At 69.5% G+C, this 15,913-nt stretch carries 11 protein-coding genes; 7 read left to right on the top strand and 4 right to left on the bottom strand.

Going from position 1 to position 15,913, the window contains the following annotated elements:
- Positions 1-5: 5 nt before the first annotated feature.
- Positions 6-1,400: an MFS transporter gene (locus tag BZB76_RS03870; RefSeq protein WP_211342812.1), complete on the bottom strand. Its 1,395-nt coding sequence runs from the start codon at positions 1,398-1,400 to the stop codon at positions 6-8.
- A gap of 224 nt (positions 1,401-1,624) precedes the next feature.
- On the opposite strand from BZB76_RS03870, the gene BZB76_RS03865 reads away from it, so the two are divergent.
- Genes BZB76_RS03865 through BZB76_RS03855 form a run of 3 tightly spaced genes read left to right on the top strand, consistent with a single transcriptional unit; the run spans position 1,625 to position 4,339 of the window.
- The gene (locus BZB76_RS03865; RefSeq protein ID WP_211342811.1) at positions 1,625-2,314 is read left to right on the top strand and encodes a DUF4097 family beta strand repeat-containing protein; all 690 of its coding nucleotides are present in this window, start codon (positions 1,625-1,627) and stop codon (positions 2,312-2,314) included.
- Between the two features lie 10 nt (positions 2,315-2,324).
- On the top strand, positions 2,325-3,206 hold the full coding sequence (locus tag BZB76_RS03860) for a helix-turn-helix transcriptional regulator (protein WP_121432869.1): 882 nt from the start codon (positions 2,325-2,327) through the stop codon (positions 3,204-3,206).
- A 17-nt stretch (positions 3,207-3,223) separates the two neighbouring features.
- Entirely contained in the window at positions 3,224-4,339 is a 1,116-nt protein-coding gene (locus tag BZB76_RS03855; protein ID WP_121432868.1) for a methyltransferase, read from the top strand.
- On the opposite strand, the gene BZB76_RS03850 is transcribed toward BZB76_RS03855, so the two are convergent.
- Complete coding sequence (locus tag BZB76_RS03850) at positions 4,329-5,198, bottom strand: helix-turn-helix transcriptional regulator (protein ID WP_121433432.1); 870 nt, start codon at positions 5,196-5,198, stop codon at positions 4,329-4,331. The two genes, BZB76_RS03855 and BZB76_RS03850, sit on opposite strands and share 11 nt — an antisense overlap.
- 102 nt (positions 5,199-5,300) lie before the next feature.
- Here BZB76_RS03850 and BZB76_RS03845 point away from each other — a divergent pair, with 102 nt between their 5' ends.
- Positions 5,301-6,071 carry an alpha/beta fold hydrolase gene (locus tag BZB76_RS03845; RefSeq protein ID WP_121432867.1) on the top strand — a complete coding sequence of 257 codons (771 nt, stop codon included), beginning with the start codon at positions 5,301-5,303 and terminating at the stop codon, positions 6,069-6,071.
- A 15-nt stretch (positions 6,072-6,086) separates the two neighbouring features.
- Here the strand turns inward: BZB76_RS03845 and BZB76_RS03840 are convergent, their stop codons facing one another.
- Positions 6,087-7,244, bottom strand: coding sequence for a DUF418 domain-containing protein (locus BZB76_RS03840; RefSeq protein WP_211342810.1), 1,158 nt, complete (start codon positions 7,242-7,244; stop codon positions 6,087-6,089).
- On the opposite strand from BZB76_RS03840, the gene BZB76_RS36520 reads away from it, so the two are divergent.
- Together BZB76_RS36520 and BZB76_RS03830 are read left to right on the top strand one after the other, a co-directional pair.
- A complete protein-coding gene (locus BZB76_RS36520; RefSeq protein WP_337959732.1) occupies positions 7,170-8,042 on the top strand; it encodes an effector-associated constant component EACC1 in 873 nt (290 codons plus the stop codon). The two genes, BZB76_RS03840 and BZB76_RS36520, sit on opposite strands and share 75 nt — an antisense overlap.
- 1 nt (position 8,043) lies before the next feature.
- Positions 8,044-12,633, top strand: a complete 4,590-nt coding sequence (locus tag BZB76_RS03830) for a caspase, EACC1-associated type (protein ID WP_121432864.1) — start codon at positions 8,044-8,046, stop codon at positions 12,631-12,633.
- Here the strand turns inward: BZB76_RS03830 and rox are convergent.
- Positions 12,612-14,078 (bottom strand): rifampin monooxygenase, encoded by a 1,467-nt coding sequence (gene rox, locus BZB76_RS03825; protein WP_121432863.1) that lies wholly within the window; start codon positions 14,076-14,078, stop codon positions 12,612-12,614. The two genes, BZB76_RS03830 and rox, sit on opposite strands and share 22 nt — an antisense overlap.
- Before the next feature lie 915 nt (positions 14,079-14,993).
- Between rox and BZB76_RS03815 the strand changes: the two genes are divergently transcribed.
- Positions 14,994-15,872 (top strand): metallophosphoesterase family protein, encoded by an 879-nt coding sequence (locus BZB76_RS03815; RefSeq protein ID WP_121432861.1) that lies wholly within the window; start codon positions 14,994-14,996, stop codon positions 15,870-15,872.
- The last annotated feature ends 41 nt before the right edge of the window (positions 15,873-15,913 follow it).

Raw genomic sequence — 15,913 nt, 5'->3', positions numbered from 1 at the left:
TCCGTTCAAGAGCGACGCAGGAACGAACCCACGAGGGCCGCTCCCACCAGGATGAGAGCGACGTTCACGGCCGTGGCCGTGTGGACGCCGCCGAGGACGGACCCGCCGGTGTTCGCGGTCGCCACCGCGCTCATCACGGGGATCCCGAGCGTGATGGCGATCTGCTGCGTCATGGTGGCGAGCCCGGTCGCGAGGCCCTGGTCCCGGTCGGGGAGCACGGACGTCGCCGTCCCCATGAACGCCACGATCGCGACGAGGTTCCCGAAGCCGCCGATCGCGGTCGCGACGAGCAGGAGCCCGAGCGCGCCCCGCGACTCGCCGAGGCCCAGCAGCGCCGCCGTCGCCGCCGCCTGCAGGACGAGCCCGCCGACGAGGGTCGTGCGGCCGCCGAACCGTCCCATGATCCGGGGCGCGGCGACACCGCCCGCGAACGTCCCGACGCCGAGGACGCCGAGCGCGAGACCCGTCGCCAGCGGGGAGAAACTTAGAACCTTCTGGAGGTAGAGCGTCATCAGGAACACCAGCGACGTCTCCGTGGCGAACGCGACGAACCCGCCGACATTGCCCCAGGTGACGGTTCGCCGGGTGAGGACGCTCAGCGGCGCGAGCGGCGCCGGTGAACGCCGTTCCACCAGTACGAACGCGCTGAGCAGCACGGCGGCGGCGGTGAGCGCGCCGACCGCCCCGGCGGATCCCATGCCGTGCTCACCGGCGGAGGTGATCCCGTAGACCAGGGCGAGGAGCCCGCCGGTCACGGTCACCGCGCCGGGAACGTCCAGCTTCGCCCGGTCCCGGGTACGGCTCTCGGTGACCACCAGCGGAACCACGGCGACGATCACCACCGCGACCGGCACGTTGATCAGGAAGGCCCAGCGCCAGCTCAGCAGGTCCGTGAGCACGCCGCCGAGGATCGCGCCCACCGTGAACCCGGCGGACATCAGCGCCCCGCTGAGCCCGAGCGCCCGAGCCCGCAGCGGTCCCTCCGGGAAGGACGTGGTGATCAGCGACAGTGCCGCCGGGGTCGCGATGGCCGTGGCCAGACCCTGGAGGACGCGCCCTGCCAGCAGCACCTCCGGTGACGTCGCCAACCCACCGATCAGGGAACCTCCGGCCAGGAGGAGCATGCCCGCGATCAGCATCCGTCGCCGTCCGAACAGATCGGCGACGCGGCCGAACAGGAGCGTGAAACCGGCGGCGGGAAGCGCGAATGCGGTCGCGATCCACTGCAACTCGTCCAGGCCGAAGCCCAGTCCCCGGCCGACGACCGGCAACGCCACATTCAGGATCGAGAAGTCGATGGCGAGCATGAACTGCGCGCCGAGGAGAAGGGTCAATACCAGTTTGTGCCGTGACGTCATCAGTCCGGTAGGAGCCGAGACGTCCGTAGTGAGTGCGGTCATGCAGATGACTGTCGTTCCGTTGGACGCGGCTACCCAGCCACCGCTCGTTCGTACTACTGGCAGGGGCAGGCTCAGAAATCGGCACCTGGGAGCCAGAGAAAACCTCGCTCCTCAGCGGGACGGCCGTTCGCACCGCTTCTTCCTACGCTCGACAGCATCAGGCCAAGAGCCAAGGTCAGCGGGAGGAACTCGTGCGTCGCCAAGTATCTGCAATCGTCGCCATCGTGGTCGGCGCAAGTGCGCTGAGCGCCTGCGGCACGGCGTTCGCGTCGACGTTCGAGGACGACGCCGCGCTCAACGGCGACATCACCGCCGTGCACCTGGACGCCATCGATTCCGGCCGTGTGACGCTGCGCGGTGGCGCGTCCAAGGCGTCCCTTCACCGCACGGTCGAGTATCGCGGTGACCGGCCGGAGGGAGCCACGCACCGGATCGAGAACGGTGTCCTCAAACTCAGCGACTGCGGATCGAACTGCTCGGTGAACTACACGCTCGACCTCCCGGCGGGCCTGCCCGTGACGGGCAGGACGGACAACGGCGCGATCAACCTTTCCAAGGTGGGCGCCGTGAACGTGTCGACCGACAACGGCGCCGTCCGCCTGGACGACGTCACCGGCCCGGTCAGGGCGAGGACCGACAACGGGAAGGTCGAGGGACGCAACCTCAAGGGCGACCGTATCGACGTGCGCACCGACAACGGCAAGATCATCCTCACTCCGGCGAAACCGCAGAACATCCGCGCGGAGACGTCCAACGGGTCGATCACTCTCACCGTCCCGCAGGGCCGGTACCGGGTGTCCTCGCGGGCCGACAGCGGCGACCGGAAGATCGGAATCCAGAACGACGCGTCCGCTCCGCACCACCTCGAACTGGTCACCGACAACGGCGACATCACCGTGAAATCCGGGGGATAACCTCGGCGGCATGGGGCGTAACGGCGAACTCGGGGAGTTCCTCAGGACGAGGCGGGCACGGCTACGGCCCGAGGACGTCGGCGTCACCTCCTACGGGACACGGCGCCGCGTGCCCGGCCTGCGGCGGGAGGAACTGGCGCAGGCCGCGGGCGTCAGCGTCGCCTACTACATCCGGCTCGAACAGGGCACGGCCGACGGCGTGTCCACCGAGGTCCTCGACGCGATCGCGCGGGCGCTGCGCCTGGACGGCGACGAACGCGCCCACCTGCACCGGCTCGCCCACCCGCCGCGCCGGACGCCCGTCACGGACCCGCCCCGCCTGCGCGCCCCGCTCCAGCACCTGCTCGACGCGATCACCCACGCGCCCGCCTACATCGTCGGGCCGTACACGAACGTCGTCGCGTGGAACCGTCTCACCGCCGCCGTGTTCGTCGACCTCGCCGCCGTTCCCCCGGAGGAACGGACCTGGTCGCACCAGATCCACCTGAACGACGACTACCGGGCCCGGCTCGGCGACCACTGGACGTCCGTCGCCCGCCGAAACGTCGCTCATCTGCGGTTCCGCTCCGGGCAGGACCCGGACGATCCGCGGCTCCGCGCCCTGATCGACACGCTTCGCGACCGAAGCCCCGGTTTCCGGGAAATGTGGTCGGCGCACCATGTGACCGACCTGACGCATGGCGAGGCCCGCATCGACCATCCGCGGGTGGGACGGCTCGTCCTGCCGTTCGAGACCCTGCAACTGCCCGGCGACCCCGACCTCAGCCGACTCATGCTGTACGCGGCGGAACCGAGATCGCCGTCGGAGAAGGCGCTGCGGGAACTGTCGGAAACGTCCACCTGCCTCTCCTCCGCCGACCTGGCCACCGGAACGTCCGTCCCACGGCCGTAGCTCGATACGGTGTCGGTGTGGACGAGATCTCCTGGCGGGACGGCCGGGACCATCGCGTCCGATGGCGGTCGCAGAGCGGCGCCCCGGCGCCCCGGCGCGTCGTGGTCGCCGACGACGCGACACGCGCGGACGACGCGTACCGGTTGGCCTGCGAAGGCACCGCGCTGCTGTGGCGCGGCGACTTCCAGAACGCGCGCCAGCTCCTTCGAGCGATGGCACGCCGGATCGACCGTCCACCGCGACGGCGCAAACGACGGCCTTCGGAGGTACCGGCGTTCCACCTGTACCGGCAGGCTCGTGCCCAGCGCGCGCGGACGCTCGGCATGCTGCTCATACCGTTCGAGCCGGGGCACGTGATTCCGCTGCGCCGCGCCCCTGACGTCCGTGACGCCTGTACCGAGGTGTACGGGCCGGACGACGAGCCCTACGTGACGTCCTTGCGCGAACTCCTCGGACTCATCGGCGCACACGAATGGCGGGAGAAGGGCGTACCGATCCCGGCACTGGGCGGCGACCACGTGTACCCGCATTACGGGGTCTTCTCGCCGATCAGAGGCGAATACGTGGATCTCGTCGGCGAAGCACCGTTGCCATCGACGAAGACGGCATTCGACATAGGAACCGGCACCGGCGTCCTGGCGGCCGTCCTTGCCCGACGCGGCGTGGAACGGGTCGTCGCCACTGACAACGACCCGCGAGCCCTTGCCTGTGCCGAAGAGAACATCAACCGGCTGAACCTGGCGTCCCGAGTCGACGTCGTCCAGGCCGACCTGTTCCCTGAAGGACGAGCCGGGCTGGTCGTCTGCAACCCGCCCTGGCTGCCCGCGAAACCGTCGTCCCCGCTCGACCACGCCGTCTACGACCAGGGCGGTCAGATGCTCCGCGGCTTCCTGACGGGCCTCGCCGACCACCTCGAACCGGGCGGCGAGGGCTGGCTGATCCTGTCCGACCTCGCCGAACATCTCGGTCTGCGGACACCCGACGAACTGCCCACGCTGATCGGCTCGTCCGGTCTACGGGTCGCGGGACGCCTCGACACCAAACCGCGTCACCCACGCGTCGACGACCCCGACGACCCGCTGCACGCCGCCCGCGCCGCCGAGACCACCACCCTCTGGCGTCTCACGACCTGACCGCACCCAGGTGGCTGCGATGGGCGGTCTCGGGGCCGATCGTGTGGAGAAGCTCCAGGGCCTCGACGGTCGGGCTCCCGGGCGGCGGCGTGTAGACGAAGAGCCGCTGGTCCTCCGCCGGGGTGAGCAGGGTCTCCGCGTCGAACTCGATCAACCCGATCTCCGGATGCAGGACCCGTAGCCGGGCGGTGCGGCGCACGGCCACCTCATGCCGCGCCCAGAGCCCGCGGAACTCCTCACTCGCCCGGCGAAGCCGCTCGACCAGGGCGGACGCGGCGGCGTCATTGCCCCGGCGGGCCACCGCGGCGCGCAGGTCGGCGACATGGACACGGCTGTGGTACTCGTGCTCCTCCGCCGGATAGGCCGCCCGGATGGTCGGGTCGGTGAACCACCGCCAGACGATGTTCCGTTCCCCCGGCTCGGTCGAGCAGATGCAGCCGAAGAGGGAACTGGACATCGAGTTCTGTGCCAGAACGTCCCCGAGGTCACCGATGATCTGCGCCGGTGTCTCGTGCAGCCGGTCGAGCAGGTACAGCAGACTCGGCCGGACGTGTTCCCCTGCGAAGGGCCCGGCGGGCGGACGGTGCCCGGCGAGAACGTACAGATGGTCGCGTTCGTCCGAGGTCAGCCGGAGCGCACGGGCGAGAGCGCCGAGCATCTGGACGGACGGCTGCGGGCTCCGCGCCTGCTCAAGCCGCATGTAGTAGTCGGCGGACATCCCCGCGAGCTGCGACACCTCCTCGCGGCGCAACCCGGGCGTACGGCGCCGCGGCCCCGCGGCCAACCCGACCTCGTGCGGTCGCAGCCGCTCCCGGGAGCGGCGGAGGAAATCGGCGAGTTCGCGGCGGTCCATCTCCATGCCTCCCATGATCTGCGATACGCACCGGCTCAGCCTGGGATCGTTTGTCCTAGCCAAAACGGTCCGCTCCTCATGGCCGTTCCGAGCGGACACCGTGGGGGCATGACGAAACTTACTGTTGGAAACGCGCAGATCACCTACCGCGCGGAGGGTTCGGGGCCCGCCCTCGTCCTGGTCCACGGTGTGGGCTCCGGCTCCGCCATGTGGGACGGGCTCCTTCCACAGCTCACCGACCACAACACCGTGCTCCTGCCCGATCTGTCCGGCAGCGACGCGGCCGAGGACGACGGCGCGCCACTCACCGTCGAGACACTCGCCGAGCAGGTCATCGCCGTGATCGAACACGCCGGGACCGGACCCGCCGACATGCTCGGCTTCTCGCTCGGCGCCCCCACGGCAGCCGCCGTCGCGGCACTGCGGCCGGACCTCGTCCGGCGGCTGGTCCTCGTCGCCGGGTTCCCCCACGCCGAGGACGAGTACATCCAGCAGCTGATCACCGCCTGGCTGACCCTCACCGACAACCCCGAGGCTTTCGGCCGTCTCGGCACACTGACCTCGTTCACCCCCCGGTACCTCAACGAGATCGGGCACGACCTCGCCGAGCAGGCGCGCTGGTTCATGAGTCCCGTCGACGGCCGGTTGCGGCAGCTCGACCTCGTCCGGCGGGTCGACGTCCGGTCCCTGCTCCCGCGGATCGAGGCGCCCACACTCGTCATCGGCTGCACCCGGGACCAGTTGATCCCCGTGGAGAACCACCGCGAGTTCTCCAGCGCCATCACGGGCAGCGAGTACACCGAACTCGACACCGGCCACGTCCTGATGGCGGAACGTCCCGCCGACTTCCTGAAACCCGTCCTCGACTTCCTCGCCTGACCGTAGACGACGAATTCATCTGACGTGACGCGCGAATCTCGTGGCGGAGTTGAGGAGGTACTCCAGGGGCCCGCGACGAAAGTGGCGGGTCCACATCACGGCCAAGGCCAGGGCAACGCCGATGAAGACGAACAGATCGAACAGTCGGGACGGGGTCACCTCGGTGTCCAGGGCCGCAAGCGCCAGGACGTGCCCGACATAGCACGACAACGACATGGTGCCCACGGCGATCACCGGACGCAGTGCCCGGGTCGCCCACGGCCGTAGGTCGACGAGCGCGACGGCGCACACGACAACGGTGATCGCCACGCCGATGTTGGCGACGACCTCGAAGGGCGTACCGCTGTGCGGCGCGGCGACCAGCAACAACGCGGGTGTGTGGGGATCGACGGTGCCGGTCTCCGGCCCCGTCCACCAAGCCGAGGGGTCCATGTCGTACCAGCCGGAGCCCCCGATGTCCGCACGGACCCCCGGAAAGACATGCAGGGCCAGCCAGGACGACCCGTAGCCCACCAAGGCGAGCACCGGACCGATGACCGCCAACCGCCAACGTACCCCGGCGGCCCTCAGGTCCAGCCGTCCCAGGGCCATTCCGGCGAGCACGTACGGCATCCACGTCATCGCCGGGTAGGCCCCGGTGAGGAAAAGGTCGATGACACCTTCGTGGCTCAACCATTCAATGGGGTCGTGGGCGTTGACGGCTCGTCCTCCGGAAAGCGCCCACGTCCGCTCTTCCAGGAAGGCCCGAGCCCCGAAGGAGAACAGCGGACCCGCCACGGCCGACACGGCGGCCAAGACCGCCAAGGCCGTGGCGGACAGCCGCAGCAAAGGCAATGCCAGCAGAAAGTAGAGCCCGTAATAGGCGAGGATCACGTCCACCGGCGTCGGGATCATCGCCACGGCCGTCCCCAGCACGAGCAACACCACGGCGCGGATCGCCACCTTCGCCGCCGCCTGCCGCCCCTCCCGCCCGGTCTTGGGGCGCCGCCGACCACTGATGATCACCAGCGCCACCCCCGCCAGCAGGGCGAACAACGCGGCCGACCGTCCATGCGCGACCTGGAGCACCGCACCCCCGTCCTCCGGGTCCGGGCCGATATGGGCGGCGAACATCCCGAGCACGGCGACCCCCCGGGCCAGATCCAGCCCGATCAGCCTCTCCCGAGGAGCCACGGTCGGGGATGCTTCCGAGGACGGCTTCGGCCGGACGGGCGCCCCGCTGCCGCCACTCGGCTCCGCTCCGGGCCCGACGGCCTCCATCAGGACACGTCCAAGCCTGGGCCGCGCGGTCGAGTCGCGGGCGCGAGACGGGATAACCGCCCTGGGCGCCTCGGTTTCATTTCCCTCCAAGATTCCCCGAGCGGGAAACTGCTCACCCGTGATCGTATCCGGACGTTCGGCCGGCCGTTTCCCCAAACAAAGGACCGCCCGAATAGCGCTCCAGCGGGGCACGCGAACCAGGAGAGGCTAAGGTCTTGTGAACTATTCAGGTGTGATCAGGTTACCGCAGCAGCCCATCGGATCGGACGGGCAACGCCACACCTTTCATTTCGGGAGTGCGGACGAATGAAAGTGACCGTTTCAATCGCAGAGGCCGGAAACGGCGCTGACGAACTCCGTGCACTGCGGTCGTGGTTGGTGGCGGAGGACGAGCTGCGCGGCCGTGTCCGACACGTCGCGCAACCCCCGGAACCGGGCACGCTCGGCGCGACCGTCGAGATACTGACGGTCGCGATCGAGTCCGGCGGAGCGGCGGTCGCCCTGGTCAGTGCACTGATCACGTGGCTTCAGCAACGGCGCGGCCAGATGACCGTCAAGGTGACCCGTCCGGACGGCACCTCCCTCGAGCTGACGACCGACACGTCGACGACGGAAGATCGAGCGCGGGAACTCCTCACAGAACTGCTCCACGCGGGCACCGAGCCGCCCGCCGAACAGTCGGAGCGAGAGAACCCGGACGACACGGACTGACATGTCCGGAGAACGCAGGGTCGTCGCACTCGACTCCCCGGGTTCGCGAGCGCTGGTCGTCGGCACCGGCGGTCACACGAACGGGTCTCGACTACCCGACGTGCCCTCGATCGCGCCGACCGTCCACGAACTGGGCCGCGTGCTGGCCGACCGATGCGGCATGCCGCACGTCTCCGCGCACGTCGATCCGACGGACCCCAGGGAGTTCCTGCGGTTCCTCGTCGCGGAGGCCGCCGCGGCGGAGGACGTCTTCCTCTTCTACTACGTCGGGCACGGCCTGATCGGCCCGGGCGGCGACCTGTACCTGGCGACACACGCGACGGAGGGCCACGGCGTCGGGCTCGCGGTCGACGCGCTGGCTTACGCGACGGTCCGCGAGGCGCTCACCGAATGTCCGGCACGCTCCATCATGGTCGTCCTGGACTGCTGTTTCTCCGGCCGCGCCCGCGGTTCGTTCGGCACCGCGGTCGCGGAGGCCTTCGAGTTGAGCCACGTCCGGGGAAGCTTCCTGCTGAGTTCGGCGTCGGCGACGGAGCAGGCACTGGCGCCCCCGGACGAGCCCTACACGGCGTTCAGCGGGGAGTTGCTGCGGTTCCTGCGTGAGGGCGACCCGGCCGCGCCGCTCGACCTCACCGCCGACGACGCCTTCCGCTACCTGACCCGCGCGTTACCGGCCCGAGGCTTCCCGGTGCCGCACCGCCGCGCCGGTGACCGTGCGGGCGAGGTCGTGCTGGCCCCCAATCCGGTCGCGCCGCCGGTCACCGCTCACCGACCGTCCAGGCGCGACGAGGCGCCGTCCACGACGGAGACGCCCTGCCCGTACCGTGGCCTCGAACCGTTCACCGCCCTCGACTCCGGGTTCTTCTTCGGACGGGACGCGCTGGTGACGGACGTCCTCGACCGCCTCGCCGAGCGTCAGGACGCCGGTCCGGTCGCGGTCGTGGGACGTTCCGGCTCCGGGAAGTCCTCGCTGGTCCAGGCCGGGGTGCTCTCCGCGATCCATGCGGGACGGTTGCGCGTTCCGGGTTCTCGCACCTGGCCCCAGATGGTTCTTAAACCGGGCGAACATCCACTGCGCGCGCTGGCGGACCGGCTGGCGGACGGCACAGAATCGCTGCCCGCGGACGACATCGCCGACCGGCTGCGCAACGACCCGTCGGAACTGACCGACATCGTCCGCACCGTACTGCGGCACCGGTCTCAAAGGCGGCTCGTGCTCGTGGTCGATCAGGTCGAGGAACTGTTCACCGCGTGCACCGACGAGGACGAGCGGCGCGCGTTCGTCCAAGCCGTCCACGCGGCGAGCCGGACGACCGGGACCGCCTCACCGCTCCTGACCCTGCTGGTCGTCCGCGCGGACTTCTACGGCCACTGCACCGACCACCCGGAACTGGCGGACGTCCTCCGCGACGCCCAGATCCCGGTCGCCCCGATGAGGACCGCGCAACTCAAGGACGTGATCGAAAGACCGGCCGAGGCCGCCGGGCTAACCCTGGAGGAAGGTCTCGTGGACCGGCTGCTCCAGGACCTCCGCGTCGGACCGGACGACACCGAAGAGATCGGCACGACACTGCCGTTGCTGTCGTACGCGTTGATGGAAACGTGGCGGCAGCGTGAGGGCAATACGCTCACCCTGGCCGGATACCAGGCCACCGGCGGAATCTGGCGGGCCGTCACCCGTAAGGCCGACGAAACCTACGCGGCGCTCGACCCCGAAACGGAACAGCGCGCCGCACGCGCGACGCTGCTCCGGATGGTCCGGCTCGGCGACGGAACCGAGGACACCCGGCGCCGGGTCGATCTCGCCGACCTGGAAGCCGACCGTCCCGGCGCGGGGTCGGCCGCCGTCCGCACCGTGCTGGACGCGTTCGTGACGGCCCGGCTGATCACGGTCGCCGACGGCACCGCCGAGCTGGCCCATGAGGCGCTGCTGCACGCCTGGCCGCTGCTGCGCCGATGGATCCAGGACGATCGGGCCGATCTGCTCCTGCGCCAGGAACTCACCGAGGCCGCCAGGGCCTGGGATCATGCCGGCCGGGACCCGGATCGGCTGTTCAAGGCGAGCATGCTCGGCCGCGTCCACGGGAGTTTCGGCGACCACGGGCGTCGCGCGACGCTGAGCCCGCTGGAACGCGAATTCCTTGACGCCAGCGCCGAGGAGGTCCGCCGGCAGGCACGGAACCTGCGCCGGCGGCGTGCGGGAGCCCTCGCCGCGGCGCTGCTGGTCGTCACCGGCCTGGCCGTCGCCGCGCAGAGCCGCGTCTACGCGCAACGGCAGCAACGCGCTGCGGCGAACGTCCAGCTGGTGCGGTCCTCGCAGGAACTCGCCGCGACGGCGGCGACGTTGCGCGAAAGCGACCCGGCGGCCGCACTGCGACTCAGCCTCACCGCGTACCGCTCCGCGCCCACCCCGGAGGCCCGCGCGAGCGTTTACACGTCCTACGTCACCCCCTTTCCGACGCCGCTGGGTCGGCACGCGGGGGCGGTCCCGGGCGTCACCTACGCTCCGAACGGCAGGTTGGTCGCCAGCACCGGCAAGGACGGCAAGCTTCGCTTGTGGACGGTGACGGACCCGTTCCGTCCCGTGGCGGCGGCCACCCTGCCGGTCGACGGCGAGGCGCTGGCCGAGTTCAGCCCGAACAAGCGCCTGCTCGCCGCGCACACGCAACGGCGACTCCACCTCTGGGACATAAGCGACCCCACCCGACCGCGCCCGTTGGCCACCGTGCCGCTGCGCCCCCACGGTGCGGCGTTCCGCCCGGCGCTCGACTTCGCCCCCGACGGAACGACACTGGCCATCGGCACCCGCGACGGCGGCGTCGAGCTTTGGGACGTCCGCGACCCCCGACGCCCGCACCGCACGACGACCTTCACGGCGGGCGCCCGGAACGTGACCGCCATCGCGTACGGTCCAGACGGCACGCTCGCAGTGGCAAGCGACACCCGAAGCAAGAACGGCGGGCGGATCCGCCTGTGGGACGTCCGCGCCGGACGCGAACCCAGGCAGCGCGCCGCCCTCACCGTCGGTTCCGCGCTCGCCCTGTCGTACAGCGGACACCTGCTGGCTTCGGCCGGCGCACTGAACGACCTGCACCTGTGGGACGTCACCGATCCGCGTCGTCCCCGGGAGACCCGGCGCAGCCTGCCCTCAAACAAGGATCAGGACAATCGCGGTGTGTCACTTCGCCCTGACGGCCGGGGACTGGTCGCCGCAGGATCGACCGGGACACTCGACTTCTGGGTTCGCGACACCGATTTCACCGATGGACTGAGGGAATCGCCCCCCATCAGCGGCGCGGCGGGTTACGACTCCGTCGCGTACAGCCCGGACGGTCGTCATCTCCTCGCCGGCCGCCGCGACGGGGTTGTCGAACTGCGAAGCATGCCCACGGTGCTCCCCAGCGGGTATCTCGCACGGCCACATACTGGCACGAGAGCGTTCGGCCACGGCGGAGCCGTACTGATCACAGGGGCCTCCACGACGGACAGTGGGCCCCGGATCTGGGACGTGCGCGACCCGCCCCGTGCCACGTTGCTCGCCGCTCTTCCCCGGCGCTGGGATAGCGGCACCTTCCTCCGCGACGGCAAGACCCTGATCAGTGCGGACACGAACGGACACGTCGGGCTCTGGGACGCCTCCGATCCGCGCCGTCCCCGCCTCACGGCCACACTGCCCAACGCAATGCCGGTCGCCGCCGGTCCGGAAGGACTGCTCGCCACCACGAACCGCAACGGCGGAATCGACATGTGGAACATCCGGGACCTGCGCCTTCCCAGGCGGACCGCCACCATCTCCGTGGGCGCGACCTCCCGACTGCGGCGGTTGATCTCACCGGGGTTTCTCAGTACTCACATTCTGGGCGTGCACTACGACAGCACCCTGTTCTTGTTCGACGTCCGCGACCCGCAGCACCCGATCCGGCGCGGAACCGTATCCCCCTTCTTCAACACCTCTAGTTACATTCCGTCCCGCCGCCTCCTTGCCACCGGCAGGATCTTCGGGAGGGGAGCCGTCCAACTGTGGGATCTGTCGGATCCCGGATCACCGGTCGACATCACCGCCGAACAAGGTTCTCCGAACGCACTGACCACCGAAGCCTCCTCCCTCGTCTCCTTGTCCCCGCAGGTCTTCGCCGGTAGTGCCGAGCAGGGCCGGATGCTCCAACTCTGGGATACCAGGGATCTCACACGTCCGACCGTCATCGACAGCCTCAGTGTTCGGGGCTCTGACCTTTCGATCTTGAACATCAGTCGGGACGGACATTTTCTGATCGGTAACTCCGGAACCAACGGGTGGCAGTTGTGGCGCGTAACCGGGGCCGATCGGCCCGAGCTCAGCGAATTCGCCGAACTTCCGGTGGACACTCCGATGGAGTTTCGAGCGGACAGCAAGGCCCTGGTGGCCAACCTCCCGTACGACTCCAATCGCCGCGGCAACGTCCTGCTTCCAAGCTCCTTACAGTTCGTCGTCTGGCCACTAGACCCGGACCCGATCTACCGGCACCTTTGCACCGCGGTTCGCGACGGCCCAACCGATCCGGGCTGGCGGAAATACCTGCCGCCCCGGCACTACCGCTTGGGATGTACCTGACCGGACGCGGGCACCTGGTCATCACGGGGGCTCCCGAACCACCCGGGCAGATGGTCAAGGAGGTCCTGCTGCTCGTCGCCGACCCAGGCCACGTGGCCGTCCGGGCGGAGGAGCACGGCGGGGACGTCCAGTTCCTCGCTCACGTCGTGAACGAGGTCGACACGGTCCGTCCAACCGGCGACGGAGAGGCGGCCGGTCTGGTCGAGGAGCAGTCCACGGCCGTCGTGCGTCAGGTCGTAGAGGCGACCGCGCTTCAGTTTCACGTCCCGCAGGCGTCGGCCGAGCAGTTCGTGGCCGTCGCCGAAGTCGTAGCGGACACCGATCGCCGTGATCTTCTCGATGAGGAAGCGGTTCACGTCCTCGAAGTCCATCAGCTCGGCGATCAGCCCGCGCACGGCCTGGGCGCCCGGCCTCAGGGACAGCAGCTCCGACTGCGCGCGGGTGTTGTTCAGCACGTCGGCGGCCACCGGGTGCCGTTCCGTGTGGTAGCTGTCCAGCAGCCCCTCGGGAGCCCAACCGGCGACCGCGGCGGCCAGCTTCCAACCGAGGTTGAACGCGTCCTGGACACCGAGGTTGAGCCCTTGCCCGCCGAGGGGCGGATGGACGTGCGCCGCGTCACCGGCCAGCAGCACCCTGCCGACCCGGTAACGCTCGGCCAGCCGGGTGGCGTCACCGAACCGGGACAGCCAGCGCGGGGAGTGCGCACCGAAGTCGGTGCCCGCGAACGTCCGAAGCTGCCCTTTCAGCTCCTCAAAGGTCGGCGGGACGGTGGAGTCGTCCGCCACCCCGGCGGCAGGCACGACAACGCGGAAGGACCCGTCGCCGAGCGGTCCGGCACCGAAACCACGGTTGGTCTGGCGGACGTCCGCGACGACGGCGGCGATCGTCGCCGGATCCTCGGTCATCTCCATCTCGCCGACCAGCCATTCGGTTCCGGCGGGCTCACCGGGGAAGGCGACGCCGAGCAGTTTGCGCACCGTGCTGCGGCCACCGTCGCAGCCGACGAGGTAGCGGGCGCGCAGCCGCGTGCCGTCCGCCAGTTCGGCGGTCACTCCGTCGTCGTCCTGGCTCAGTCCGACCAGTTCACGGCCGCGCCGAATCTCGGCGCCCAACTCGGCGGCGCGCTCGGCCAGCAGCCGGTCGGTGACGGGCTGCGGGATGCCGAGAAGGTAGGAATGCGCGGTGTCCATCCGGTCGGGCTGCGGCTTGTCGATACCGGCGAAGTGACCGTGGAGCGGGTATTTCCGACCGTGCGCGAGGAAGCGGTCCAGGAGACCGCGCTGGTCCATGACCTCGATGCTGCGCACGTGCAAACCGAGCGAGCGAGCGATTCCGGTCGGCTCGGCGTCCTTCTCCAGGACGACCACGTGCACGCCGTGCAGACGCAGTTCGGCCGCCAGCATCATGCCGGTCGGTCCGCCTCCGATGACCATGACGTCGAACATGAAACCCCCCAACGAGCCCTCCGCGAACCTTGATTTCCGCGGGCCTTTCGGGCATCGGCCGACGATTCTGCAACACGACCGGGGTCTTGCCACAAGCCCCCCGGTGCGCTATACATTGAAAATGGCAAGGAGCGCGAATCGCGTCCTTGCCATCGTCGTCTCCGGGGCCGGCGACGGACTCCACCCGGTCGGAGACGGAAAACAGCGACACGAGTTTCAGAGATGACGGGTGCAGCAGCAACCCACAGCCGTACCCCGTGCCCCCAACACCAGGGCGGACTTCTACCGGTCATTCGAAGAACATGAGACGACGGAGAGATTCCTACCGATTAGTCTGCACCTATCGTCCCCAGCAGCCCCCAAAGATTCCGGCGCGAGCCCGACCAGCGCCCCAGTTGTGCTTCCGTGTCGCGCTCGCCGCCGCCTACCGAGCAGGTCACCGGCCCGCACAACACCATGGCGCCGGCCACCCACGCCGAATCGCCGCGCGTACTGGCGCCGATCCACGGCAGGCCCACGATCGCCGTGCGCCCCTGCCGGCCCTGCCGGCTCGGCTCGGCCACGCGCCACAGATTCGGGTACAGGGAAAGCTTGCCAAGGACTTCTCGTGGGACGCCAGAGTGTCCCGGGCGTAGGACGGTTGGAGCGTCAGGGCGATGATGTCGGCGACCTCCGCGGAGTCCTCCGAGGTGAAATCGCGGGTGGCGAGGGCAGCCTCCCGTCCGCGCCGGCGCCGGATACCTTGCCATCCAGACTTCTCCGAAGGGCGTTCCTGCGGTTCATCGGGGAGGTGTCGCGTCGGGCGCCTCACCGGCGCAGCACCATTACCGACGCCCAGGTCAGCTCTACCTCGGGTAGCCGCATATGGCCTACTTGAACCACTGAAGACATTTTGGAAATCTGCCAAGGAAAACAATGCGAATAGCGTTCATCGGTGATGTCCATGGGTGCGTCCTGCACGCTCTAGGAGCCGCCGTTGCACTTTCCCGCCACCGAGGAATCCGGCTTGACGCCGTCATTCAGGTCGGAGATCTCGGTGCCTTTCCCAGTCCCGACCGGTGGGACGACGCAAGCCGCCGGTTCCGAGCCGACAATCCGGCTCAGGACGCCTTCTTCGACCTCCTCGATCCTTCTCCCCACCTGGCCGAGGGCGTCCGGCTGGCGCTCGCGCACATTCCCCCGATCCTGTTCCTCAGCGGCAACCACGAGGATCACACATGGCTCGCCGGCCTCCACAAGACCCGTGCCGCCCCCGTGACACCGGTCGACCCGCTGGGCGCCTACCACCACGTCGCCTGCGGACACATCACCGAGGTCGCGGGGCGGCGCACGGCATTCCTCGGAAAGATCGAGCTGCCGGGCCCCACGGACTACGACGCCGCCGCCTACGACCGCCTCCTCCACACCGAACCCGGCAGCGTGGACATCCTGGTCACCCATGACGGGCCCTACGGCATGTCGACCTACCGCGACACCGTCCAGGGATCACCGAAGCTGACCCGCCTCCTCGAACACCTGCAACCCCGCCTGCACGTCGGCGGCCACTACCACCACGAGAACGGGCCACGCCGATACGGGACGACGACCTCCTATGCGCTCGCCCAACTCGTCCCGCCCAAGGTCCACCGGAGGTCCCCCGACCCGATCAATCCCCGGCAACAGGTCGCGGCGGGCGGCATCGGCCTCCTCGACACCGCGACCTACGACTTCGAGTACGTCCACGACCCCTGGCTCGCCGACGTCCACGGCGACACCCCCGACCTGACCGCGCTGATCAACGCAATGCCCTCCTGAGCAGCCCCCTGCCGGTCCGAACGTTGATCGCGGCCGGCGAG

The sequence above is a fragment of the Actinomadura pelletieri DSM 43383 genome (assembly GCF_003634705.1).
GTDB lineage: Bacteria > Actinomycetota > Actinomycetes > Streptosporangiales > Streptosporangiaceae > Spirillospora > Spirillospora pelletieri.
This window is presented reverse-complemented; position numbering and strand designations above follow the sequence as displayed.

Coding starts and splice junctions, on each gene's coding strand:
- BZB76_RS03815 (WP_121432861.1), top strand. CDS start 14,994: ATGCGAATAGCGTTCATCGGTGATGTCCATGGGTGCGTCCTGCACGCT.
- BZB76_RS03860 (WP_121432869.1), top strand. CDS start 2,325: ATGGGGCGTAACGGCGAACTCGGGGAGTTCCTCAGGACGAGGCGGGCA.
- BZB76_RS03850 (WP_121433432.1), bottom strand. CDS start 5,198: ATGGAGATGGACCGCCGCGAACTCGCCGATTTCCTCCGCCGCTCCCGG.
- BZB76_RS36520 (WP_337959732.1), top strand. CDS start 7,170: ATGGGCGGCGAACATCCCGAGCACGGCGACCCCCCGGGCCAGATCCAG.
- rox (WP_121432863.1), bottom strand. CDS start 14,078: ATGTTCGACGTCATGGTCATCGGAGGCGGACCGACCGGCATGATGCTG.
- BZB76_RS03870 (WP_211342812.1), bottom strand. CDS start 1,400: ATGACCGCACTCACTACGGACGTCTCGGCTCCTACCGGACTGATGACG.
- BZB76_RS03830 (WP_121432864.1), top strand. CDS start 8,044: ATGTCCGGAGAACGCAGGGTCGTCGCACTCGACTCCCCGGGTTCGCGA.
- BZB76_RS03845 (WP_121432867.1), top strand. CDS start 5,301: ATGACGAAACTTACTGTTGGAAACGCGCAGATCACCTACCGCGCGGAG.